Consider the following 24,342-nt stretch of genomic DNA (forward strand, 5'->3'; position numbering starts at 1 on the left):
CCACCTGATTATTTTTCGAATGAATACATTAGCTATGTTTAATATTACTCATGGTATGGCATATTGATCGCGATCACACTTTTGTCTATGAGAACAATTTTTATTCAGATCCCTTTGCCTGTCGTGTCAATGAGTTAGCTGCTGACGGCATACCTTTCCCCCGCTGGAAATCACCGCATCGCAGAATAAGGGATTTGTTTTCGTTCTGTCGCTGGCGAGTCAGGCGTTAATGTCGCGCTTGCTGGAGATCTTTTTTAATCCGGATCCCCCACCTCTGCTCAGTAGCATTTTATGCTGGTTTAAAAACTATAACCCGCGAGAGCCGTCGCACCACCCCCACGAAAAACAGAGCTTTTATTCTTCCAGGTGCGCAATTAATACGCAAAGTGCAGAATAAAAGAAAATAGCGGTGACAAATGCGGAAATAGCGGCAAAAAAAAACCGCCAGATAGCTGGCGGTGAATAAATGCTTGCATGGATAGATTGTGTTTTGCATTTTACGCAGAGGCAATGTCCATCTCCTTCTACGCCTGACCGTACGCTAGCATAGTTATCTTCAATAAAAGTTAAACCGCAATCCGCTTAGAGTTTATCCACCAGCGCTTTGAGCTCGGCAATCAGCGGCTCGCGGTGAGACTCTCCCTCACGCGGCCAGGTTGACTGACGGACGACCAGGCGGGTGGGTAGCAGTTCGCAAATAGGCACCTGCGGCGCCGCCATCTGCTGGGTCAGCAGTTCCACCGCGCGTTTACCCAGCAGATCGAAGTTCTGCGCCACGGTGGTCAGCGGCGGCTGAAAGTAAAGACTGTCCGCCGTATCGTCGTAGCCGGTGACCGAGATGGCGCTGTGACCGGTGCGGTTAAGCTGCGCCAGCGCGCTGAGTACCCCTAATGCCATCTGGTCATTGGCCACGACGATGGCGCTGATCCGCGGCTGCAGATGAACCAGCTCAAAGGTTTTCTGCCAGCCGCTGGCGGCGCTCCAGTCGCCAAATACCGTCACGGCCTGACTCACCCCCAGACGATGCAATGTTTCCCGCCAGCTGCCCAGGCGCATCCGGGCGGAGACCGAGCTTTCCGGGCCGGCCAGCAGGCCAAACTCGCGATGGCCGAGTTCCCAGAGATGGCGCACGCAGGCGCCGCAGCCGTCACGATGATCAAAGCGCACGCAGGAGACCTCCGTCTCCGGCGACACATCAAGAAACAGACAGGCAATATCGGGATTTTCCTTCACCAGCCGTTCCGCGATGCTGCTCTCCAGCGGCAGGCTGATAATCGCGCCGCGAATATGCTGAGCACGGAACTCATCCAGCCGGGTCTGCAGTGAAGCGTAGTCGCTGCGTTCCGGCATGGCGATGGATACCTCCAGCTGATGAGCGCCAGCATGGCTTTTCACCGCCGAGGCGATTTGTGACGGCGCGTGCAGCGTCAGCGACGCCGTAATCAGCCCGATTGAAGGCGCCGCTTTTCCCGCCAGCAGCTGCGCCGAACGGTTAGGAACATAATGCAGCGCCTGCATCGCGCGGATCACTTTCTCGCGGGTCCGCGCGGAGACTACATCGGGACGATTCAGCACCCGGGAGACCGTTTGCTGCGAAACACCGGCCTCGTGGGCCACATCGTCTAAGGTTGCCGAACGCCGCTGCATAATCCCCCCTGTCTGCGCAAAATTGGTCTGATGACGGCAAATGTCGCCCGCTAACATTTTATGTCTTATTGACGACAAAAATCAGCGTTTACCCTGGAGTTTCGTGATCGTGAGTCGGTTTCATTTTCGCCAGTATTGCGGCCTGAATAAAAATACCTGATAACGACATCATCATTGTCTAACGAATGACATTTTTCTCACTTATCCGTCAGGTATGCCGATGCAACAACATGACTCAAACGCGGTTCGCTCGTTGACGTTTCAGGACGTGCTGGCCCGTGAAGACTGGCAAAATCAGACCATTACTCACCTTAACCGCTTAGCGGCTCGCCCCTCGTTTGCCAGTTGGCGATCACTCGACGACGCCCGGGACAACCGCCCTTCCGACCGCCTCCGCCTGCTTGACGGGCAGTGGCAGTTCTCCTGGTCCCCCAGCCCGTTTGCCGTCGATTCCCGCTGGCTCGAGCGCGATCCCGATACGAGCCGCAGCACGCCGGTGCCCTCTAACTGGCAGATGGAAGGCTACGACGCGCCTATTTATACCAACGTTCGCTACCCCATCGATACGCCGCCGCCGCGGGTGCCGGAAGAGAACCCGACCGGCCTGTACTCGCTCAACGTCACCCTGGAGCAAAGCTGGCTGACCGATGGCCTGACGCAAATTATTTTTGACGGCGTTAACTCCGCGTTTCATCTGTGGTGCAACGGCGCGTGGGTCGGTTATTCCCAGGATAGCCGGCTGCCGGCGGCTTTCGATCTCACCCCCTACCTGCGGGCGGGCGAAAACCGGCTGTGCGTGATGGTCATGCGCTGGAGCGCGGGCAGCTGGCTGGAAGATCAGGATATGTGGCGCATGAGCGGGATTTTCCGCTCGGTGTGGCTGCTCAACAAACCGCAGCAGCACCTGAGCGATGTGCAGATATCCCCGCTGCTGGATGCGCTGTATCGCGATGGCGAACTGCGGGTCAATCTGACCATCGCTGCCGCCGACGAACAGCTGGCCGGGCTGGAGGCTGAAGTCAGCCTGTGGGACGGCGAACAGCTGATTGCCCGCCAGCGCCAGCGGCCAGGTTCTGCGCCGGTTGATGAACGGGGCCATTATGCCGAACGGGCGACGCTGGCGCTGGCGGTGGAAAAACCGCGGCAATGGAGCGCGGAAACGCCCCACTGCTATCGTAGCGTGGTTGCTCTGTGGCGCGGCGAAGAGCTGGTCGAAGCCGAAGCCTGGGACATCGGCTTTCGCCGGGTGGAAATCAGCAACGGCCTGCTGCTGCTCAACGGCAAACCGCTGCTGATCCGCGGGGTGAACCGCCATGAGCACCACCATCAGCGCGGCCAGGTGGTGAGCGAAGAGGATATGCTGCAGGACATTCTGCTGATGAAGCAGAATAACTTTAACGCCGTACGCTGCTCGCACTATCCCAACGCCGCACGCTGGTATGAACTGTGCAACCGCTACGGCCTGTACGTGGTCGATGAGGCGAACATCGAAACCCATGGCATGGTGCCAATGAACCGCCTGTCCGACGATCCGGCCTGGCTGCCGGCCTACAGCGCTCGCATCACCCGGATGTTGCAAAGCCACCGTAACCATCCGTCGATTATTATCTGGTCGCTGGGGAACGAGTCCGGCTGCGGCGCCAACCATGAAGCCATGTATCGCTGGCTGAAACGCGAAGATCCTACGCGGCCGGTCCAGTACGAAGGCGGCGGTGCCGACAGCGCGGCGACCGATATTATCTGCCCGATGTACGCCCGCGTGGAACGCGATCAGCCGATTCCAGCGGTGCCGAAATGGGGCATTAAAAAGTGGATTGGTCTGCCCGGCGAACAGCGACCGCTGATCCTCTGCGAATACGCTCACGCAATGGGCAACAGTCTCGGTAATTTTGCCGATTACTGGCAGGCCTTCCGGGAATATCCGCGCCTGCAGGGCGGGTTTATCTGGGACTGGGCGGATCAGGCCATCGAAAAAACCTTCGATGACGGCAGCGTGGGCTGGGCCTACGGCGGCGATTTTGGCGACAAGCCGAACGACCGCCAGTTCTGTATGAACGGGCTGGTATTCCCGGATCGCCGCCCTCATCCTGCGCTGACTGAAGCAAAACATGCCCAGCAATATTTCCAGTTTGCTCTGCTGGCGCACTCCCCGCTGCGGATCGCGGTCGAGAGCGAATACCTGTTCCGCGCCACGGATAATGAAGTGCTGAACTGGCAGGTGCAGTCCGCCGGCGAAACCGTGGCCAGCGGCAGCCTTACGCTGAACCTCACGCCGCAGGGCCACGGCGATTTTACCTTGTGCGACAACCTGACCTTACCGCCAGGCGCCAGAGAGGTCTGGCTGACGCTGGAGGTTGTTCAGCCGCAGGCGACGCCGTGGTCTGCTGCCGGGCACCGCGTGGCCTGGGCGCAGTTCGCCCTCGCCGCCCCGCTGGCCTTACCGGCGCCCGCCGTCGTCGGTCCAGCGCCGGAGCTGACCATCGATGATGAGCGCTTCACCGTCCGTCAGGGATCCCAGCAATGGATTATCGATCGTCAGAGCGGCCTGTTAACTCACTGGCTGGCGGAAGGCGCAGAGCAACTGCTGTCTCCGCTGCGCGACCAGTTCGTTCGCGCCCCGCTGGACAACGATATCGGCGTGAGCGAGACGGATCGTATCGACCCCAACGCCTGGGTTGAGCGCTGGAAAAGCGCCGGACTTTATACTCTCGATGTGCGCTGCGTCCAGTGTACCGCGCAGCGCCTGGCCCATGAGACCATCGTCGACAGCCGCTGGCACTATCTGCGCGGTGACGAAGTGGTCATCGTCAGCCAGTGGCGGATGACCTTTACCCGCGATGGCCGTCTGCACCTGACGGTGAGCGGCGAGCGGGCCGGGACGCTGCCGCCGCTGCCGCGCGTGGGCCTGCACTTCCAGGTTCCTGACCAGCATGCTCCGGTCTCCTGGCTCGGCTACGGGCCGCATGAAAACTATCCTGACCGCAAGAGCAGCGCCTGTTTCGCCCGCTGGCAGCTTCCGCTGGAAGCGATGAGCACGCCCTATATTTTCCCGACAGAAAACGGCCTGCGCTGCGACAACAAAGCGCTGGACTGGGGGCGCTGGCAGGTGACCGGCGACTTCCACTTCTCGGTTCAGCCCTACAGCACCGCGCAACTGATGGAAACCGACCACTGGCACCGGATGACCCCGGAAAAAGGCGTCTGGATAACCCTCGACGGCGCGCATATGGGCGTCGGCGGCGATGACTCCTGGACACCGAGCGTGCTGCCGCAGTGGCTGCTGCTCGGGACCCGCTGGCAGTACCAGCTCTCTGTGTCTCTACGCTAAACCCTTAACGGGGGCTCGCGCCCCCTTTAAAACGGCTATACCCGCATATTCGGGATGCAGCGTGGCGGAAATGGGCAGAATCCGGGCCAAAAGACCGGGATGGCGAGTATCACGCCGGAAACAGCGTGCCGCCAATATCAGGCAACTGGAATGATGACGAGTATAATAACCCAGGAATATCGTGAACCGTATCGGGGCGAAAAATGCGCTGCCGACCGCTGGCTATAACAACGCCGCGTAAACCGCAACTTAGCGGCCAGACAGGCCGCTAATATTATCCGCCCACCGCGGCTTTAATTCGCGTCTCGCCGTCGCTGTTTTCCAGCTCGTATATCCGGCTGGCGGCCTGCGCGGAGATAAGCGCCGCCAGCTCGGCTGAGTGGCTGGTCAACCAGATCTGGCTATAGCGTGAGGCTTCGACAATCAGCCTGGCCAGCGCCGGGAACATCTGCCGGTGCAGGCTGTTTTCCGGTTCGTTGATCGCCAGAAATGCCGGCGGACGCGGACTCAACAACGCGACCGCCAGACATAAAAAACGCAGCGTACCGTCCGACATTTCCGCCGCCAGCAGCGGGCGAGACACTCCGTTGCGCCGCATCTTAATCGAGAAACGCGAGTTTTCGTTTTCGCAAAAGAACGCGCACTCCGGAAAGGCGGCGGCCAGAATCTCGTGCAGAAGTTCTTCGGCGCCAATTTCGACAATCGTCTGAAAAGCGGCGGCGAGATTGTGCCCGTCGCTGTCGAGGACCGGTGAACGGTAACCTACCGTCGGATGGCGGAGCGCCGAATGGCGGCCGATATTAAACTCGTGGTAGAAACGCCACTGGCGCATGGTTTCCCGGACGCGAGAGACTTCCGGGAAGCGGTGCGGCTCGCCCAGTTGACCAAAAATCGATTCATTTTCATAAATCGTGTCGGTGAAGGTATTTTTCTCGCCGTTGACATCGAGCAGGAACGCAGCCTGGTTTTTACGCTGCAAAACCCTGGCGGAAGGTCGCCGGGAGAATCCCGCCAGCCAGATGGACTCCTCTTTGACAATCGGATCGAGCATAAACTGGGTGGGATAAGGCAGCTTTTCCGGGAAGCCCACCTGAAGTTCATAATCGAACTCGCCGGTCAGACAGGAAATTTGCAACCGTCGCGGGTGGCGCGCCGTGGGCGCCGTTCGCCCCGACCACATCACATTTTCCAGGCCGCCCTCCTCGCTGATATAGCTGGAGAACTTGCCGTCAGCGGAGGCGGTTAACAGGTGAATGGCTTTGTAGATATTGGACTTGCCGCAGCCATTCGGCCCAAACACGATATTGAGCGCGCCCAGTTCCAGTTCGATATCCCTGACCGACCTGAAATTTTGTATGCGGATATGGTGAATCATGGTGCTCCCGATGAAAAACTCCGTGCTACGGCGGTGGCAAACAAGGGGATGATAACATGGTCAGGCCGGGCGAAGATCAATCGCCCGGCGCGGACGCACTCAGCGGAGAGACTTTTTCATGCCCCGGGTCAGGGCCACGCGTTTGAGCTTGTCAGCATCGTCATGGCTTTCGCTAAACACGCCGAAAAAATAGCGCTCATCATCGATCGTTTGTGAAACAATCCGATAGCTCAGCGGGTTGCCGGATTTCGCGCCATACTGCGCGGCGGTGACGGACAGTTCCGTCGCGGTACCGGCGACGCTGACCAGCAGGCCATCCGCCTTTCCCCCCACCAGCATGACCTTAATTAGCGGGTCCACCATGTTCCTCCCGGATGGATCAATGGTTAATACGTGATTGCCAACGGCGTAGAGCATTTACTCAACCTTCAGTACATTCTTATAGTTCATCGCAGCCCGAATGAAAAAAACTCTTTCATATACTCAGCTAAGCATTGATTATTACGGGTAAAAACTGGCTGATGATGAAGGAAAAAAGAGAAATTGTGAATCTCACAGCGCTTATTTACCGTTATTTTTTTCTTTATTTTCCATGACGTCGGCAAAAACCAGCCAGCTTAGCTGGTCTACAACAACCTCCAGGGAAACACTCCGCTATGCGTCAATATCGATTCGCCCTTCTGCCATTGTTAGCCGCCCTGGCGCTCCCCGGATGGGCGCATGAAGCCACGGTGGCGACAGTTAAACATGCCGAAAGCCAGCTTCAGGGTCGGGTCGGCTATGCCGAACTGGATTTAGCTTCCGGCCAGCTGCTGGCCGGCTATCGCCCGGACGAACGATTCCCGATGATGAGCACCTTTAAAGTGCTGCTCTGCGGCGCGGTCTTGTCGCGCGTCGATGCCGGTGAAGAACAGCTCGATCGCCGGATCCACTACCGGCAGCAGGATCTGGTGGAATATTCGCCGGTGACGGAGAAACACCTTACCGCTGGGCTGACCGTGGGCGAATTGTGCGCCGCCGCCATTACCCTGAGCGATAATACGGCGGCAAACCTGCTGCTGACCACCCTCGGCGGCCCGCAGGGACTCACCGCCTTCCTGCGCCACAGCGGCGACCAGACTTCGCGACTCGACCGCTGGGAAACGGAACTCAATGAAGCGCGGCCGGGCGACGTGCGCGATACCACCACTGCGCAAGCGATGGCCAGAACACTGCGAAATCTGTTGACCGGCCGCGTGCTTTCCCCCGCCTCGCAGCAGCAGTTACAGCGCTGGATGGTCGAGGATAAAGTGGCGGGGCCGCTGTTACGATCCGCGCTGCCAGCGGGCTGGTTTATTGCCGATAAGACCGGGGCCGGCAATCGCGGCTCACGCGGGATCATTGCCGCTCTCGGCCCGGACGGAAAAGCCGGGCGTATCGTGGTGATTTATTTGACCGGGACCCCGGCCTCCATGGATGAGCGCAATAAACAGATTGCGGCTATCGGCAAAACGCTGGTCGCGCACTGGGCCGCAGACGAGAAAACGCCCTAGCCGGGCAACGCATCAGAAGCCCCCGGAGAATGCGCGCTTCCTGAAATAAAAAAGCCTCGCCAACGCGAGGCCTGACGCGATGGCCGGGATTAGTTTTCCTCGTAGCCTTCGAGCGCATCCTGAATGGCGTCGGCTAAGGAGGCGACTTCCTGAGCCACATTACGTAAATCCATCTGGCTACGAATACCGGAATTTGCGGTTGATGAAGAGACGGCGGCTTTCGAAATTTCTAATGCCGCCTGAACAGCGAGCAAACGTTTATGCTTCTCGATAGCTGCGTCGTCGCTATCGCCATCAAACTGGAAGTATTTTTCTAACATAGCGGATCCTTTTCAGCCATTTTATTATCGGAGGATATTCTCGTCTAAGCGGAGGAAAATAAATAGCAAAAAAATATTAATGACAAAGAGTTAATATTCCTTTGTTTAACCACGCCGTGCAGCGCACAGGACGTCGCTGATTTTCCCGCACGCCTGCGAATTCATCATAACCAAATACTCTGGTCAACTGACGCCCACGTTGATGATTTAGTGGTATTGTGCATCGCGATACCTACCGGTTGTGACTTTTGAAATGTTGATAGTGTCATTTCACCCCCCTTTTTCCTGAACGCCCATTAGCGTGGTAAAAAGGGGGATTTCTTGCCCACTTGCTGAGGATCTAAAAGATCGTCACTTTACATTCATCTTGATGGTGTAGATTGCCAGACATGACCTGCAATACCGGATGGCTTACCAGTGAGAACACATAAAATTATTCCGTTTCTGGCCTTTATACTGGCATTGATAGCCGGGGCATTTTTTAGCCGACCCTCTTCACGGATCGTGCAGAATAAATGCATGTGGTTCGATGGGGTCATGACGACGTGCATGACAAAACAGGGTATGGCGCATTACCACCAGCCCGGTACAGTTCACCATTGAACGGCGGCAAACCGCCATTTCCCTTTCCTGCACAGACCATTCCACACGCTAAGGGTGTCATATCCTCTTCATAATACTGCGGAATACTATCCTCGCGCTTTACACACCAGGCGCGGGAGTTGCCTTAAAGACACCCCATGTGACGATGATGTATTGACTTTATTAATTGGTCGGCCGCCCATGAACGGGCGGTCTTTTTTCGTTCTGAACTATGCTTTAGCAAGACGCTGACGAACGGAGAAAGGAAACGTAGCCGTCTTTTTATTACCAGAGCGAAAGGTTCCCCGCTCTCGGGTGATTATAATTAGCCACCCAGACACGAATATTGTTTTGCAGAATCACCGTAAACCCGGTTTCCAGTTGAGTATGAAAATACTGCAACACGCTATATTCCTCAATGATATAGTGAAGCGCTCTTATATTCCCCTTCATTGGAAAGCACTTTTCTTTTGCATCAACGCTTATATTATTAATCTGAAATTTGGTTATTGGTCGACGGTGATTACAGTCACCATATTCAGTATAAGAAACAACCAGATTTGCTCCCGGAGTTCCCTGGTATGCAAAACTAATCAGTACAGGGCGACCATCCTGTGTTTGAGTGGTATCCGCCATTATCCCGTTATGTTTATGCCAGACGTTATATCGAGATTCTGCTGTTGCTGTGAAGGCTAAAAAAACCAGGGGAATAAAAGAAAAACGTTTCAAAACAAATACCTGCACCTATCCATGTGTTTTATTTGCGTGCATTATACACCACTCTCCAGGCCTTCAGCCATCGCGCTGTTTTACGGACGGGAGGATGTCAAACGCCTCTTTGCTACTTCGACGCCAATTTAGCAGAATTTAAAGCGTTATTTTGGGGGGATTTTAGGGAAACAAAATGGATAAAAAAACCGGGCTCTGGGCCCGGTCCTCTTTTACTCGATAAAACGCTCTACTCGCTCAGTCCGCGATTTTCCAGCATCGGCTCAATTTTTGGATCGTGCCCGCGCCACTGGCGATAAAGTTCAGCTAAATCCGTGCTATTGCCGCGCGACAAAATCGCCTCGCGGAAGCGTTGGCCGTTTTCGCGGGTTAAGCCGCCCTGCTCAACAAACCACTGATAGCCATCATCGGCCAGCATCTGCGTCCACAGATAAGCATAATAGCCCGCGGCATAACCGCCGCCGAAAATATGCGAGAAGTAGCTGCTACGATAGCGCGGCGGCACCGCGGCCAGGTCCATTTGCTCCTGACGCAACGCCATCGCTTCGAAGCTATCGACATCGTGCGGAATGTCCGCCGACGAGAGGCTATGCCAGTGCATATCCAGCAGCGCCGCCGCCAGCAACTCGCTCATGTCATAACCCTTATTAAACTTCGCCGCGCGCAGCATACGCTCACGCAGCGTATCCGGCATCGCTTCCCCGGTCTGATAATGGCGCGCATAGTGGGCGAACACCTGCGGTTCGCTGGCCCAGTGCTCATAGATCTGCGACGGAAACTCAACAAAATCGCGCGGCGTATTGGTCCCCGACAGACTGGCGTAACGCTGACTGGCAAACAGCCCGTGCAGCGCATGACCAAATTCATGGAATAAGGTGATGACCTCATCCCAGGAGAGCAGCGCACTGTGGCCGGCCTTCGGTTTCTGGTAGTTGCAGACGTTGTAAATCACCGGATGCTGCGCCAGCAGCGTGGATTGCTCAACGAAGACGTCCATCCACGCCCCGCCGCTTTTCGAATCCCGCGAGAAGTAGTCGCCGTAAAACAGCGCCAGGCCTTCCCCGTTGGCGTCAAAGATTTCCCATACCCGGACATCCGGGTGATACAGCGGAATATCAAAGCGTTCGACAAAACGCAGACCAAACAGCTGCGACGCTGTCCAGAACACGCCGTCCTGTAAAACGCGGTCGAGGGCGAAATAGGGTTTTAACTGCGCTTCATCGATGGCGAACGTCGCCCGGCGCACCTGTTCGCCGTAGTACAACCAGTCCCAGGCCCGAGCCTTAAAACCGCCGCCCTCACTATCAATCACCCGTTGGATATCCGCCAGCTCCCGCTCCGCTCTGGCCCGGGCCGCCGGGGCTATCCGCCGCATGAACGCAAATGCCGCCTCGGGCGTTGCCGCCATCTGGTCGGCCATCGACCAGCTGGCGTAATCCGCGACGCCCAGCAGTTCAGCTTTCCGGGCACGGAGCTCCGCCAGGCGCAGTACCAGCTCGCGGGTATCATTCGCATCGCCCTTCTGATTACGTGTCCAGCCCGCGGCAAACAGATTCTCACGCGTCTGGCGATGGCGTAAAGCGAGCAACGCCGGTTGTTGAGTGGTGTTCAGCAAAGGCAACAGCCAGCGGCCGCTCAGCCCTTTCTCCCGCGCGGCGTCTGCGGCTTCGGCAATCTCCTCAGCGCTGAGTCCCGCTAACAGCTCTGCGTCATCGACCACCAGGCCGCCGGATTTAACCGCCGCCAGCAGCCGCTGTTGAAACTGGCTCTGCAAAGCCGCCGCCTGGGTATTCAAAACCCGCAGCTCCGTTTTTTGCGTAGCGGCCAGGGTCGCACCGGCAAGGGTAAAACGCTGCCAGGTGATCTCCAGCAGCCGACGGGACTCGCTATCTGACGGCCAGGCGTCACGCTGCTGCCATACCTGTTTCACGCGCTGGAACAGCGCCTCGTTAAGCCAGATATCATTTCCCAGATCCGCCAGCTCAGCAGAAAATTGCTCATCAAGCGCCTGGATCGTCGGATTAGTATGCGCCCCGGCCATGGCGAAAAACACCCGGGTGACGCGTGCCAGCAGTTGACCGCTCTGCTCGAGCGCGACCAGCGTGTTGGCAAAGTCCGCCGGCGCCGGGTTATCCACTATCGCGGCAATCTCTGCCCGCTGACGGCGAACCCCTTCATCAAAGGCCGGTCGGTAATGGGTATCGTCAATCAGCTCAAAATGGGGTGCCTGATAAGGCAACAGACTGACGCGTAAAAAGGGGTTATTGTCGGCCATCATCATCTCCTGGACTCGGTAATCCAGTAAGATTAGGCAACTCATTGATTGACCGCAATGATTTCCGCCTACAGGCGAGCGGGAACGCGGTCATAACAAAAAATAGCAAATGCAGGCGACCAGCAGCGCCCCCGTAACGCCAAGAATATCGATAGCCGTGCTGATTAAGGTGGCGTGCGTTGAGATGCTCTCGTCTTCTTCCCATTCGTTCATCGGAACCCTCCTCAGGCAAAAAACGCCGACGCAGCAAGGATTTCAGTGTCAATCCTGCGCGCTTCTGTCGTGTGGCGGCAGAATAACAATCCCCATACAGTGTCGATGATCAATTCATGCCATGAATGCTTTCTGACCTGTTTTTCGGCAAGGTTCGCCTGATTTTTAGACCGGAATCGTCTTTTCCCAGGGGGAAAAGCGGCCGAACGTCCACCTCGTAAGGCGGTGATTTTTCTTCCGGCTGAGAGGCATTTTTCCCGCGCTCGCCATCGCAATTACCTGTTTTGGAAACGTATTGCTTGCTCCACGGATGTAGACTCTCTTTTCTTTTGTCGCTACAGTGCTTGTCACGCGCTTATCGTCATTGCGTAATTTTTTTCTCCGGCCTGGTGCCCTTTGGGGCGCTGCGACACGTCGAAGAACAATTTCAGCGAAAAATATGAAGCAAGACGGTATGGAAAGCCCCGACATGAAACGCCTGGGGCATGATGAGAACATTGACAGGAGCGATGATGATTATTCTGATTACCGGGGCAACAGCAGGTTTTGGCGAAAGCATGACTCGCCGTTTTATCGCGAATGGTCACAAGGTGATCGCCACCGGGCGTCGTGAAGAACGCCTGAAAACATTGCAGGATGAGCTGGGCGACAATCTCTACACGGCGCAGCTGGACGTACGTAATCGTGCCGCGATTGAAGAGATGATGGCCGGGCTGCCGGCCGAATGGCAGGCCATCGATGTGCTGGTCAATAACGCCGGTCTGGCGCTGGGCCTCGAGCCGGCGCATAAAGCCAGCGTCGAAGACTGGGAAGATATGATCGACACCAATAACAAAGGGCTGGTCTATATGACCCGTGCCGTACTGCCGGGTATGGTTGAGCGTAACCGCGGACATATTATTAATATCGGATCCACCGCCGGCAGCTGGCCCTATTCCGGCGGCAATGTCTATGGCGCGACCAAAGCATTTGTCCGCCAGTTCAGTCTGAACCTGCGTACCGATCTACACGGCACCGCCATTCGTGTCACCGATGTGGAACCCGGCCTGGTCGGCGGTACTGAGTTCTCGAACGTGCGCTTTAAAGGTGATGATGCCAAAGCGGGCAAAGCCTACGAGAATACCCAGGCGTTAACCGCGGAAGATGTGACCGAAGCGGTATGGTGGGTCGCCAACCTGCCTGCGCACGTCAATATCAACACGCTGGAAATGATGCCGGTCAGCCAAAGCTTTGCCGGTCTGAACGTCCATCGCGCAGGCTAATCCTCGCAACCCGGCCGCTTTGCGGTCGGGTATGGGCGAACGGACAAATAACGCGTAAAATAGCGCATATCCCCCAATAAAAGTAACCATCAATGGCCGCAGAATTGCAACTTAATCCGACACAGCCTGTAAACCAGCAAATTTATCGTATCCTTCGTCATGACATCGTTCATTGTTTGATTCCGCCGGGTACCCCGCTGTCTGAGAAAGAAGTGTCTGTGCGCTTTAGCGTTTCCCGCCAACCGGTGCGAGAGGCCTTTATCAAACTGGCGGAGAATGGCCTTATTCAAATTCGCCCGCAGCGCGGCAGCTACGTTAATAAGATCTCACTTTCCCAGGTACGCAACGGATGTTTCGTTCGCCAGGCTATCGAATGCGCCGTGGTGCGCCGCGCCGCCGGGATGATCACCGCCGAACAAATCTATCAGCTTGAGCAAAACCTTAACCAGCAGCGTATTGCCGTTGAGCGTCAGCAATTAAATGATTTTTTCCAGCTGGATGATGAATTTCACCAAAAACTGTCGCTGATTGCCGACTGTCAACTGGCGTGGGATACCGTCGAGAATATTAAAGCGACCATTGACCGGGTCCGCTACATGAGCCTCGATCATATTACGCCACCGGAAATGCTGTTGCGCCAGCACCATCAAATTTTCCAGGCCCTGGAGAATCGCGATGCGGATGCGGTAGGCACCGCGATGAATATTCACCTGCATGAAATCAGTGAATCGGTATTATTAATTCGTCAGGAAAATCGCGACTGGTTTAGCGAAGAGTAAATGATTCTGGCGGCAGTCAAATCATCAGCAATCCTGCCGCCCTGATAGATCAATACGCTAGCGGACAACCAGCACCGGTATTTTTGCGTAGCGCAGGATAGACTCGGCGTTCGAACCAAGAAGATGGGTGGAAAGGCCCGGCGTGCGTGAGCCGACAACAATCACGTCGAACTCGTCGGCTGTCCCGATGGCCAGTATTTCATCGCGCACGTTGCCAAATACGACCCGGGTATGAATGCGCGCCGCGGGAATCGAGAACAGACGGGACAGCGTCTGCATTTTCTTTTCTGATTCCGCTTGCATAAAGGTTTCGAATTTCCGAATATCCGCAGCGAACCCGCGTAAAATCGAACGACTGCTGTTCGGCAATACGTTTAATAACGTAATTTCGCCCTCTTCAGCCGCGGCCAGGAACTCAGCATGACGTATCGCTTTATCACTCAAATCCATTTCAAAGACATCGACAGGCAAGAGAATTTTCTTGTACATATTCGGCTCCTTTTTCCGAGGCACTTAATTTCACTGCGCACATCATGACATATTTATTTTCAGTCCCACACTGATAATAAGCCTGAGAACCGGCATATTCGTTAAAATAAATATCAATTATATATAGTTAACTCTGGATAGCTAAAGATATGTATATTCAATGTCCTCGATCAATATTTATATAAATATCCTGAATGACTATTTTTAGCGCCTGAGAAAACGTTCAACCTCAAGGTTAACGTTCGCTGATTGCACAAAAAATTAAGACACCCGGATAGGTGTCTTAATTTTTAACAAACCGCCCTGGCGCCCGCCAGGTCGATTGGGCCCGCTGACGTTAGTGCGTCTGAGCCCAGGCGGCGACGGTCGCTTTCGCGCCCCGCTCTTTCAACGACAGCCAGGCATTAGTGATAGCATCGACAAAACGACCGTTCTGCGGCAAATCGCGACCAAAGATAGCTTCGATGCCCAGCAACGCTTTTACTCGTTCCGGCCCCTCAACGCTGCTCTGGACTGCCTGCTGAATGACCGGCAGCAGCGGATCGCAGATCTCAATCGCCTGCCCCTGCTCATCCACGCCGCCGACATAGCACATCCAGCCCGCAATCCCCATCGCCAGCAGGCTGAAGTCGGTGTGCTGCGCGAGATGCCAGCGCACGGAATCCAGCATCCGTTGCGGCAGTTTCTGGCTGCCGTCCATCGCAATCTGCCAGGTGCGGTGCTTCAGCGCCGGGTTGCTGTAGCGGTCGATAAGAAGCCCGGCGTAATGTTCCAGATTAACGCCCTGGACCTTCAGCGTCGGCGCCTGTTCGCTCAGCATTAAGGTGCGCGCCGCGCGACGGTAATTCGGGTCCTGCATACAGTCATTGATATGCTGATAACCGGCGAGATATCCCAGATAGGCAAGGAAGGAGTGGCTGCCGTTGAGCATACGCAGCTTCATCTCTTCAAACGGCACCACATCCGCGACCAGTTCAGCCCCCGCTTGTTCCCACGCCGGGCGACCCGCCACAAAGTTGTCCTCAATAACCCACTGACGGAACGGCTCGCAGGCGACGCCCGCCGGATCGCGCACGCCGGTCAACTGCTCAATTTTATCCAGCGTGTCGGCCGTCACCGCCGGTACAATGCGGTCAACCATCGTCGACGGGAAAGTCACCTGTTGCGCAATCCAGTCGGCGAGATCGCGGTCAATTGCCCGCGCGAGGGCGCAAACAACATTACGCGTTACGTGGCCGTTCTCCGGCATATTATCGCAGGACATCACGCTGAATGCCGGTAAGCCTGCGGCTTTGCGCCGCGCAAGGGCTTCAACAATCACCCCCGGCGCAGATTTCGGCTGGTGCGGATTGACGATATCCGCAGCAATCAACGGGTGATCGAGCTGTATTTCACCGGTGGATGGCGAGTGGCAATAGCCTTTTTCGGTAATCGTCAGCGATACAATCGCCACCTGAGGCTCACACATCTTCGCCAGCACGCTTTCCAGGCCGTCGACCTCAGCATGCATCGCTTGTTTCACCACGCCGACCACGCGGGCAGTCCAGGCGTCCGCCGACATTTCGGCAACGGTATACAGCAGATCCTGTTGCTGCAGATCGGCAATCTGCTGCTCGCCGCCAATCAGGTTAACTTCGGTGTAGCCCCAATCGCTGCCCTGTTCTGCCGCCAGAATATCGGCATAGACCGCCTGATGCGCGCGATGGAATGCGCCAAACCCCAGATGGACAATCCGCGAAACCAGTTTGCCGCGATTGTAGGAAGGAAGCGTTGCCTTGGCTGTTAAAAGCGTGTTTTCCATGGTGACTCTCATTTTATGATTACCGATCAACCATTCTCGAGGAGAATGCCTCTGTGAGATAAACCATCTCATGCAATTGGTATAACATCCTTGATTTCTGTCAACTACCATACAAGAAGAGCGCGTCATTCACCGTCTGTTTCATGACGCGTGAGTAAAGGAAATAAAAAGCCGGGTTCCGCACCCGGCCAGCATACCTCGATCTGTCAACGGCTCAGGTTAACTGACCGCTTCTCACCGCGCGATGCTGAGGAGTGGCGTCCGCCGCATCGTCCAGCAAGCTCAGATCGCGGTCCCGCACTTCGGGCATGAGCAGAGCGGAGAGCAAACCAATGACCGAGTAACAAATCAGCATCGCCACAATCGGCCACCATGAGTCCGTCATGTTACAGAAAATACCGGCCAGCAGCGGACCAAAACCGACGGCGACTAATCCACCGGTTTCTTTTGAAATCGCCATTCGCGTAAAACGGTTACGCGAGCCGAAAATTTCCGCCATGGTGATATTTTCAAGCGCGAACAGGCCCAGCACGGCAATATTATGGATGACAATTAACGATGCCATAATGGCGCCAGCGCTGTAGCTCTTATCAACAATAATCGAGATCATCGGATAGGCCAGTAAAATAGCCGTGATATTCACGATAATATAAGGTACCCGGCGACCCATTTTATCCGACAACCACCCGAGGAAAGGGATGGTGATAAATCCGATCCCGGAACTAATCATTAAAGCATCGGTTGGAATAGCTTTATCAAATAATAAGGTCTGTACCAGATAACCGGCCAGGAACGTTTGCAATAAGCCTGAATTACCCGCCTGACCGAAGCGTAACCCGGTTGCCAGCCAGAAGGATTTACTTTTCAGCATCGCACCAAAGGTATTATCCTGCTCCACAGCGCTATTTTGCTGGGTACTCCCCTCGTTGACCTGTTCAAATACCGGGCTTTCTTTAAGATTCAGACGCAGCCAGATAGCGAATACCATCACTACTGCGCTGGCAAGGAACGGGATTCGCCATCCCCATGCCACCAGCTCTTGACGATCAAGAAGGAAAAACATGACCGCCCAGATAGCCGTTGCGCTCAGGGTACCGCAGTTGGTGCCCATGGCCACCAGCGACGAAATGATGCCGCGTTTCCCCTTTGGCGCATACTCAGCCAGCATGGTACCTGCTCCGGAGATTTCAGCCCCGGCGCCCAGCCCCTGGATAATACGTAACGTCACCAGCAACACTGGCGCAAAAATGCCAACCTGCGCATAGGTAGGTAGCACCCCAATCAGGGTGGTACAAATGCCCATCATAGTAATCGTGATAAAGAGAACTTTTTTCCGTCCGATCTTGTCCCCCATCCGGCCAAAAATAAAGGCACCGACTATTCGCGCGATATATCCCGCGCCATATGTCCCCATCGCCAGAATGAGCGCCATGGCGGCTGATTGCTCAGGAAAAAATATTTCATGAAAAACCAGCGCGGCCCCTAAAGAATAAAGTTGAAAATCCATGAATTCCAGTGCGGTCCCTAACCACCCAGACACAGCCGCACGGATGAGATCGGTCGTTGTTCTCTCATTATTTACTGTAGTCATCATTATTTTCTCTAATTGTTAGAAATCGAGACTGCATTTATTATTAGAGTCAAAAGGTCAATAAAACCTTACAACAGCTCTTTCTGTCTTTTTCAAAAATGTCGATAGCATCAATAATATTTTGATATTCAAAAACATGAGTAATGAGCGCTTCCGGATCAATTAATCCTTGCTCTAACCACGCCAGGACAACGGGGAATTTATGCGCATTCAGCCGCGATGAGAATATAGACAGCTCTTTACCGGTAATCCCCTGTTGGGCAACCTGAGAAGGTTCGGTTGAGAATCCCATCAGGACAATTCTGGCCGCCGGAGAAGCCAGCGTGACGGCTTGTTGAAAAATTGAGGGGTGGCACGCCGCATCAATAATCAACGTCGGTTTGATGCCTTTATCCTGCAGGCTGTCAGCCAATGACACTTCAGCGTTGTTGATAGTCCAGTCGGCACCATTTCGTTTCGCCATTTGCAGGCGTTCCTCGATCTGGTCAGCCACAATCACTTGCTTAACCCGATAGACCCGCTTCAACACCTGAATCGTAGTTAAGCCCATCGGCCCGGCACCAAATACCAGCGCGATGTCCTGAGTCGTCGGTTTAACCTGCCCGGTCACGTTGGCGGCGATGGTGAAAGGCTCAACCATGACCGCGTGCCGGTCAGGTACCGCGTCCGGCACTATCCAGCAATTTTGAGCGGGCACAACCGCATACTCGCTAAAACCGCCATCCCGGTGGACACCAAGCACCACCAGAGAAGTACATACATTGGGTTTGCCCACTGAGCAAGGGTAGCAATGACCACAGCTAATCACCGGATCAACGCTCACCCGCTGGCCGACCTTCCTGTCCGTCACCCCCTCGCCAACGGCGTCAATGATGCCGTAGAATTCATGGCCTATAACGCGCGGGTATTTAGCAAAAGGATTATGCCCGCGGTAGATATGGCTGTCCGAACCGCAAATCCCCGCCAGCTGAACTTTTACCCGCACTTCTCCTGCCGCAGGTTCCGGCCGCGCGCGTTCTTCGACTACCAGGTCATCAGGCTGACGAATCACAATACTTTTCACATTTCTCTCCTTACCCGTTCCACAAGTCCTCACGTCCAGTCTGGCCACAGGCAAACAGACTGGTTCATACGGGATTTCGCGACCCGCTTGTCATCAAAGCCCCGGTTTTCTCCCGGAGGCGTATAGCCGTTGTCCACAGGTCTCACTGTGCAGCAAACCGCCAACAACCGATCAAAATTAAAGCATCAGACCTACTACCATACAAGTATGAAATTAAAAAAAGACGAGTTCTGTCACACTCTTACGTCGACATGAGTAAGAGGCACCGAACGCTGGGAGGCGGCATAAAGCGTAGACGGTGAAAGGAACGCAGCCCGCAATAACCCGGCGGGATTAACAGGACGCCGACGCATCGTCGCCAACCGTCTTCCCGCCGCGTTTTAACCAGAGCCAGGATAAATAGCATCCGGGCATTTCACCGAGCGCGGTGGCGAAGAAAAGTCGCGTTGTTTTAAACATTAAAGACATGTAAAGAGAGCGGGTTGTCGGCCCATTTCAGGCAATAATCCTGCTCTCCCGTACTCTTTTGTCGGGTATGCCGACGAAAAGAGATGTAGTAAACTGTCTGTAGATTCCAGGGGTTTCCCCCTTATCACTCAAAGGAAATCGTGATGAAAACGACACAGAACACACGCTGGTGCCTGACAGCAATGCTGGCGCTGAGCGCCGTACTCTTTAGCGCATCGTCGTTCGCGCAAACCAGCAAGCTGGTGATTGAATCCGGCGATAGCGCGCAAAGCCGCCAGCAGGCCGCCATGGAAAAAGAGCAGTGGAACGACACCCGCTCTTTGCGTCATAAGGTCAACACCCGCGTCGAAAAAGAGTGGGACAAGGCTGACGTCGCTTTTGATGCGCAGGATAACTGCCAGAAAAGTGCGAACGTCAACGCGTACTGGGAACCGAACACCCTGCGCTGCCTCGACCGCCGAACCGGCCGCGCCATTACGCCTTAATTCGTCGGCGCGATAGTTAGCTTTTATCGACAGGAACAGCCATGACTGACGCTTATTCCATCAAACTTCGTCCGCTCGAGCGTGAAGACTTACGTTTTGTCCACCAGCTCGATAATAATGCCAGCGTAATGCGCTACTGGTTTGAAGAGCCCTACGAGGCTTTTGTCGAGCTCTCCGACCTGTATGATAAACACATTCACGATCAGAGCGAACGCCGGTTTGTTATCGAATGTAATGGTGAAAAAGCCGGGCTGGTGGAACTGGTCGAGATCAACCATGTCCATCGTCGGGCCGAATTTCAAATCATCATTTCACCGGATTATCAGGGCAAAGGTCTGGCGACACGCGCGGCGAAGCTGGCGATGGACTACGGTTTTACCGTTCTCAATCTGTATAAACTGTATCTCATCGTCGACAGCGAAAATGAAAAAGCCATTCACATCTACCGCAAACTTGGTTTTATGGTCGAGGGGGAGCTGATTCATGAATTTTTTATCAACGGCGAATATCGCAATACCATTCGTATGTGCCTGTTCCAGCACCAGTATATTACCGAACACCGCACCCAGGGACAGTCGCTGCTGAAGCCCACGGCTCAGTAGTATTCGATACTGTTTTTGATGGTATAAAGACGGGTTAACGGCGGCTGAACGCTTTCATCGATAACCTGCAGCTGGCAATCAACCGGGTTATCGTGGCTATCGTAATCGCAGGTTTGACGCACATTTCCCAGCTGACGATCGTTGAAGGTGCTGGTCGCCGTGTAATCCAGCTTTTTACGCGGATCCCTCGCCGGCGTGGAGACCACCGTAAAACGCTCGTTTTTCGCCACGGTGGTTTTACCGGTCGGATAGCCCTCGCGGTCATACTGGTAGGTGGCGGTCGTCTCTTTGCCACGCGCGGCCACCACAAAACCGTTATCGTCCGTTTCCCAGGTGATGCCTGCCGACGGCAGCTCCGCGAGCTGACATTTTCCCTGCAGGCGCAGGCGTTTCTCGCGGGTGTGGGCGTCAAGATAGAAGTTGGCATCCAGCATCAGCGTCGCGCCGGTATTATTTTCCCGGTCTTCCAGCGCCAGCAGATCGAAACAGCCCTCCCTGGACAGGCTGGCACTCACCCGTTTTACCACCTCGTCGTGTTCGTCAAACAGGGTCTGGCTAAAATCTTTCACCGGACCGCGCAGCGGATCGAACTCGAACTCATTGGAAAAACTCGCCATTTCCGGCGTAAACGCTTCAGGCGACTTCTGCGCATCGCAGGCGCCGAGCACCATCACCGCCGATATCAGCAATAACCGTTTTTTCACGCCGGATCCCTTTTGTGCATATTGCAATCATATTAGCAAATACAATTGTTTACACCAGTTCTGCTATGCTTAGATCTGGATAACGTTATTAAGGAGTCTATGATGAAACGCTCTCTCTGGCTATGCGTCGCCCTGCTGCTAGGTTCCGCCCCGGCGCTGGCCGCTCCCGATTCCTGCGAACGCGTGAAGAACGATATTCAGCAAAAGATCGTCAACAACGGCGTGCCGGCCGCAGGCTTTACGTTAGCGATTGTACCCAACGATCAACCCGATCAGCCAGGCGCCCAGGTGGTCGGCCACTGTGCTAACGATACCTTTAAGATTACCTATACCCGCACCGCCGACTCAGACAGCGACGCCCGTTAACCTGTTATTTTCATTCGAAGGATATTATCCCTGAGTTGACCAGGGATAATATCCTTCTACCCCACTCTGGGTATGATTGCTCACCCATACACCGGAAAATGCTACCGGCAATCTTTCAGCAGCACGACAACGATGGGGTGAGCCATGTCCAGTCAGGAACATTCTGGCGGCGTCAGCCGACGCACGTTAATTAAATCGTCTGCGATAGGCTCACTGGCGCTTGCCGCCGGTGGACTCTCGCTTCCTTTCAGTCTGCGTTCCGCTGCGGCGGACGTTCAGCAGGCGACGCAGAGCGAAGAACGCATCGTCTGGGGCGCCTGTTCGGTAAACTGCGGCAGTCGCTGCGCGCTGCGTCTGCACGTGCGCGATAATGAAGTCACCTGGGTAGAGACGGATAACACCGGGATGGATAATTATGGCGACCATCAGGTACGCGCCTGCCTGCGCGGCCGTTCCATTCGCCGACGGATCAATCACCCGGATCGCCTGAATTACCCGATGAAACGCGTCGGCAAACGCGGCGAAGGCAAGTTTGAGCGCATCAGCTGGGAAGAAGCGCTGGATACCATCGCCAGCAATCTGCAAAGAGTGGTGAAAGACTACGGCAACGAGGCGGTTTACATTAACTACTCATCGGGGATCGTCGGCGGTAATATCACCCGTTCCTCGCCATCGGCCTCGCCGGTCCCGCGCCTGATGAACTGCTACGGCGGGTCGCTGAATCAGTACGGCACCTACAGTACCGCCCAGATTGCCTGCGCCATGCCCTACACCTACGGCAGCAACGAGGGCAACAGCACCTCGGATATCGAAAACAGCAAACTGGTGGTGATGTTCGGCAATAATCCGGCGGAAACCCGCATGAGCGGCGGCGGCATCACCTGGTATCTGGAGCAGGCCCGCGAACGCTCCAACGCGCGGATGATTGTCATTGATCCGCGCTACACCGATACCGCCGCCGGGCGGGAAGATGAATGGATCCCTATTCGTCCGGGCACCGATGCCGCGCTGGTGGCCGGTATCGCCTGGGTACTGATTAACGAGAATCTGGTCGATCTGCCGTTCCTCGATAACTACTGCGTCGGCTACGACGAAAAAACCCTTCCCGCCGGCGCCCCGCCCAATAGTCACTACAAAGCCTACATTCTCGGCCACGGCGAGGACGGCACCGCCAAAACGCCGCAGTGGGCATCGCGTATCACCGGGATTCCCGTCGACCGAATCATTAAACTGGCCCGGGAAATTGGCACCACCCGACCCGCCTGTATTTGCCAGGGATGGGGACCGCAGCGTCAGGCTAACGGGGAACTGGCTTCGCGGGCGATTGCCATGCTGCCGATTCTGACCGGAAACGTCGGCATTAACGGCGGCAACAGCGGCGCGCGCGAATCGACCTATACCCTGACCATTGAGCGCCTGCCGGTACTGGTCAATCCGGTCAAAACCGCCATCTCCTGCTTTAGCTGGACCGACGCCATCGCGCGCGGCCCGGAGATGACCGCGCTGCGTGACGGCGTCAGAGGCAAGGAGAAGCTGGATGTGCCGATTAAGTTTATCTGGAACTATGCCGGCAATACTCTCGTCAACCAGCATTCCGATATCAACAAAACCCACGAAATTCTCGAGGACGAGAAAAAATGCGAGATGATCGTGGTGATTGAAAACTTTATGACCTCTTCGGCGAAGTATGCCGACATTCTGCTGCCGGACCTGATGACCGTCGAACAGGAAGACATTATCCCTAACGACTATGCCGGGAACATGGGCTACCTGATTTTTATTCAGCCCGCGACCACGGCGAAATTCGAGCGCAAACCGATCTACTGGATCCTCAGCGAAGTGGCCAAACGCCTCGGCGACGATATTTATCAACGTTTTACCGAAGGTCGCACTCAGGAGCAGTGGCTGCAGTATCTGTACGCCAAAATGTTGGCCCGCGATCCCGCGCTGCCCGGCTACGAAGCGCTGAAAGAAATGGGCATTTACAAGCGGAAAGATCCGGACGGCCATTTTGTCGCCTATCGCAATTTTCGTGAAGACCCGCTCGCGCACCCGTTAAAAACCCCTTCCGGCAAAATTGAGATTTACTCCAGCCAGCTGGCGGATATTGCCGCCCGTTGGCAGTTGCAAAAAGATGAAACCATCAGCCCGTTACCCATTTACGCCTCCACTTTCGAAGGCTGGGATGACCCGCTGCGCGACCAGTTCCCGCTGCAGCTTTTCGGTTTTCACTACAAGGCCCGAACCCACTCCAGCTACGGCAACATCGATGTGCTACAGGCCGCCTGTCGCCAGGAGGTGTGGATCAATCCGCTTGATGCCAGGCCGCGCGGCATTAAAAACGGCGATCTGGTGCGCGTCTTCAACTCGCGCGGCGAACTGCGGATTGCGGCGAAAGTCACGCCGCGCATCATGCCCGGCGTCGCGGCCATGGGTCAGGGAGCATGGCATGACGCCAGTATGGACGGCGACCGCATCGATCGTGGCGCCTGCATTAATACCCTGACCACCCAGCGGCCTTCACCGCTGGCAAAAGGCAATCCACAGCATACCAACCTCGTTGACATCGCCAGGGTGCAGGACGCGGCGTCATGATCTTCCAGGTTCAATGTCTGACCACAGGCAAGGAAGGAGCCCATGGGTAATGGATGGCATGAATGGCCGCTGGCGCTGTTCACAGTGCTCGGGCAATGCAATAATCGCCAGCGGCGCCCGATGGCTGGTTAATATT

The 24,342-nt window shown here is 55.4% G+C and carries 22 protein-coding genes and 1 pseudogene; 9 read left to right on the forward strand and 14 right to left on the reverse strand.

All coding sequences use genetic code 11. From position 1 onward, the window contains the following. Positions 1–582: 582 nt before the first annotated feature. On the reverse strand, positions 583–1,647 hold the full coding sequence (locus FNY10_RS08435) for a LacI family DNA-binding transcriptional regulator (protein ID WP_160704910.1): 1,065 nt from the start codon (positions 1,645–1,647) through the stop codon (positions 583–585). Positions 1,648–1,867: 220 nt separating this feature from the next. Here FNY10_RS08435 and FNY10_RS08440 point away from each other — a divergent pair, with 220 nt between their 5' ends. Then, positions 1,868–4,975 carry a beta-galactosidase gene (locus FNY10_RS08440; RefSeq protein WP_160704909.1) on the forward strand — a complete coding sequence of 1,036 codons (3,108 nt, stop codon included), beginning with the start codon at positions 1,868–1,870 and terminating at the stop codon, positions 4,973–4,975. A 274-nt stretch (positions 4,976–5,249) separates the two neighbouring features. Here FNY10_RS08440 and FNY10_RS08445 read toward each other — a convergent pair whose 3' ends face one another. Beyond that, a complete protein-coding gene (locus FNY10_RS08445) occupies positions 5,250–6,350 on the reverse strand; it encodes an AAA family ATPase (RefSeq protein WP_160704908.1) in 1,101 nt (366 codons plus the stop codon). 99 nt (positions 6,351–6,449) lie between these two features. Continuing rightward, a complete protein-coding gene (locus tag FNY10_RS08450; RefSeq protein WP_202395525.1) occupies positions 6,450–6,713 on the reverse strand; it encodes a hypothetical protein in 264 nt (87 codons plus the stop codon). A gap of 293 nt (positions 6,714–7,006) precedes the next feature. Between FNY10_RS08450 and bla the strand changes: the two genes are divergently transcribed. Then, entirely contained in the window at positions 7,007–7,882 is an 876-nt protein-coding gene (gene bla, locus FNY10_RS08455) for a PLA/ORN/TER family class A beta-lactamase (RefSeq protein ID WP_160704907.1), read from the forward strand. Positions 7,883–7,971: 89 nt separating this feature from the next. On the opposite strand, the gene FNY10_RS08460 is transcribed toward bla, so the two are convergent. The 5 genes from FNY10_RS08460 to FNY10_RS27170 form a co-directional block, all read right to left on the reverse strand. Next, positions 7,972–8,202: a hypothetical protein gene (locus FNY10_RS08460; protein WP_100683814.1), complete on the reverse strand. Its 231-nt coding sequence runs from the start codon at positions 8,200–8,202 to the stop codon at positions 7,972–7,974. A 495-nt stretch (positions 8,203–8,697) separates the two neighbouring features. Further along, a complete protein-coding gene (locus tag FNY10_RS27165; RefSeq protein ID WP_255493179.1) occupies positions 8,698–8,823 on the reverse strand; it encodes a hypothetical protein in 126 nt (41 codons plus the stop codon). A gap of 246 nt (positions 8,824–9,069) precedes the next feature. Continuing rightward, complete coding sequence (locus FNY10_RS08465; protein WP_131050236.1) at positions 9,070–9,513, reverse strand: hypothetical protein; 444 nt, start codon at positions 9,511–9,513, stop codon at positions 9,070–9,072. A gap of 229 nt (positions 9,514–9,742) precedes the next feature. After that, entirely contained in the window at positions 9,743–11,788 is a 2,046-nt protein-coding gene (gene dcp, locus FNY10_RS08470; protein ID WP_160704906.1) for a peptidyl-dipeptidase Dcp, read from the reverse strand. Positions 11,789–11,878: 90 nt separating this feature from the next. Then, positions 11,879–12,001, reverse strand: coding sequence for a hypothetical protein (locus tag FNY10_RS27170; protein WP_255410868.1), 123 nt, complete (start codon positions 11,999–12,001; stop codon positions 11,879–11,881). A gap of 512 nt (positions 12,002–12,513) precedes the next feature. On the opposite strand from FNY10_RS27170, the gene ydfG reads away from it, so the two are divergent. Together ydfG and FNY10_RS08480 are read left to right on the forward strand one after the other, a co-directional pair. Further along, on the forward strand, positions 12,514–13,263 hold the full coding sequence (gene ydfG, locus FNY10_RS08475) for a bifunctional NADP-dependent 3-hydroxy acid dehydrogenase/3-hydroxypropionate dehydrogenase YdfG (protein WP_131050234.1): 750 nt from the start codon (positions 12,514–12,516) through the stop codon (positions 13,261–13,263). A gap of 92 nt (positions 13,264–13,355) precedes the next feature. Next, positions 13,356–14,042: a GntR family transcriptional regulator gene (locus FNY10_RS08480; protein ID WP_032687529.1), complete on the forward strand. Its 687-nt coding sequence runs from the start codon at positions 13,356–13,358 to the stop codon at positions 14,040–14,042. Between the two features lie 57 nt (positions 14,043–14,099). Here FNY10_RS08480 and FNY10_RS08485 read toward each other — a convergent pair whose 3' ends face one another. The 5 genes and pseudogenes from FNY10_RS08485 to FNY10_RS26835 all read right to left on the reverse strand — a co-directional run. Then, positions 14,100–14,531 carry a universal stress protein gene (locus FNY10_RS08485; RefSeq protein ID WP_160704905.1) on the reverse strand — a complete coding sequence of 144 codons (432 nt, stop codon included), beginning with the start codon at positions 14,529–14,531 and terminating at the stop codon, positions 14,100–14,102. A gap of 337 nt (positions 14,532–14,868) precedes the next feature. Continuing rightward, entirely contained in the window at positions 14,869–16,332 is a 1,464-nt protein-coding gene (locus FNY10_RS08490) for a mannitol dehydrogenase family protein (RefSeq protein WP_100683820.1), read from the reverse strand. Between the two features lie 214 nt (positions 16,333–16,546). After that, the gene (locus tag FNY10_RS08495) at positions 16,547–17,923 is read right to left on the reverse strand and encodes an MFS transporter (protein WP_142255883.1); all 1,377 of its coding nucleotides are present in this window, start codon (positions 17,921–17,923) and stop codon (positions 16,547–16,549) included. Between the two features lie 49 nt (positions 17,924–17,972). Then, a complete protein-coding gene (locus FNY10_RS08500; RefSeq protein WP_160704904.1) occupies positions 17,973–18,986 on the reverse strand; it encodes a Zn-dependent oxidoreductase in 1,014 nt (337 codons plus the stop codon). A 372-nt stretch (positions 18,987–19,358) separates the two neighbouring features. Next, positions 19,359–19,445 (reverse strand): annotated as a pseudogene (locus FNY10_RS26835) (hypothetical protein); the annotation flags it as partial. Between the two features lie 152 nt (positions 19,446–19,597). On the opposite strand from FNY10_RS26835, the gene FNY10_RS08510 reads away from it, so the two are divergent. Next, the gene (locus FNY10_RS08510; RefSeq protein ID WP_160704902.1) at positions 19,598–19,939 is read left to right on the forward strand and encodes a DUF1283 family protein; all 342 of its coding nucleotides are present in this window, start codon (positions 19,598–19,600) and stop codon (positions 19,937–19,939) included. Between the two features lie 41 nt (positions 19,940–19,980). After that, complete coding sequence (gene speG / locus FNY10_RS08515; RefSeq protein ID WP_100683825.1) at positions 19,981–20,541, forward strand: spermidine N1-acetyltransferase; 561 nt, start codon at positions 19,981–19,983, stop codon at positions 20,539–20,541. On the opposite strand, the gene FNY10_RS08520 is transcribed toward speG, so the two are convergent. Beyond that, positions 20,535–21,212: a YnfC family lipoprotein gene (locus FNY10_RS08520; protein WP_202395532.1), complete on the reverse strand. Its 678-nt coding sequence runs from the start codon at positions 21,210–21,212 to the stop codon at positions 20,535–20,537. The two genes, speG and FNY10_RS08520, sit on opposite strands and share 7 nt — an antisense overlap. A gap of 135 nt (positions 21,213–21,347) precedes the next feature. Between FNY10_RS08520 and FNY10_RS08525 the strand changes: the two genes are divergently transcribed. The 3 genes from FNY10_RS08525 (at position 21,348) to FNY10_RS26840 (ending at position 24,338) form a co-directional block, all read left to right on the forward strand. Further along, the gene (locus FNY10_RS08525) at positions 21,348–21,611 is read left to right on the forward strand and encodes a DUF1161 domain-containing protein (RefSeq protein ID WP_131049602.1); all 264 of its coding nucleotides are present in this window, start codon (positions 21,348–21,350) and stop codon (positions 21,609–21,611) included. A 144-nt stretch (positions 21,612–21,755) separates the two neighbouring features. After that, positions 21,756–24,206 (forward strand): selenate/tellurate reductase subunit YnfE, encoded by a 2,451-nt coding sequence (ynfE, locus tag FNY10_RS08530; RefSeq protein ID WP_160704900.1) that lies wholly within the window; start codon positions 21,756–21,758, stop codon positions 24,204–24,206. A gap of 42 nt (positions 24,207–24,248) precedes the next feature. Further along, positions 24,249–24,338, forward strand: a complete 90-nt coding sequence (locus tag FNY10_RS26840; protein ID WP_224742549.1) for a dimethyl sulfoxide reductase anchor subunit — start codon at positions 24,249–24,251, stop codon at positions 24,336–24,338. Positions 24,339–24,342 lie beyond the last annotated feature (4 nt).

The organism is Klebsiella sp. Lac1 (genome assembly GCF_009825425.1).
Classification (GTDB): Bacteria; Pseudomonadota; Gammaproteobacteria; order Enterobacterales; family Enterobacteriaceae; genus Klebsiella; species Klebsiella electrica.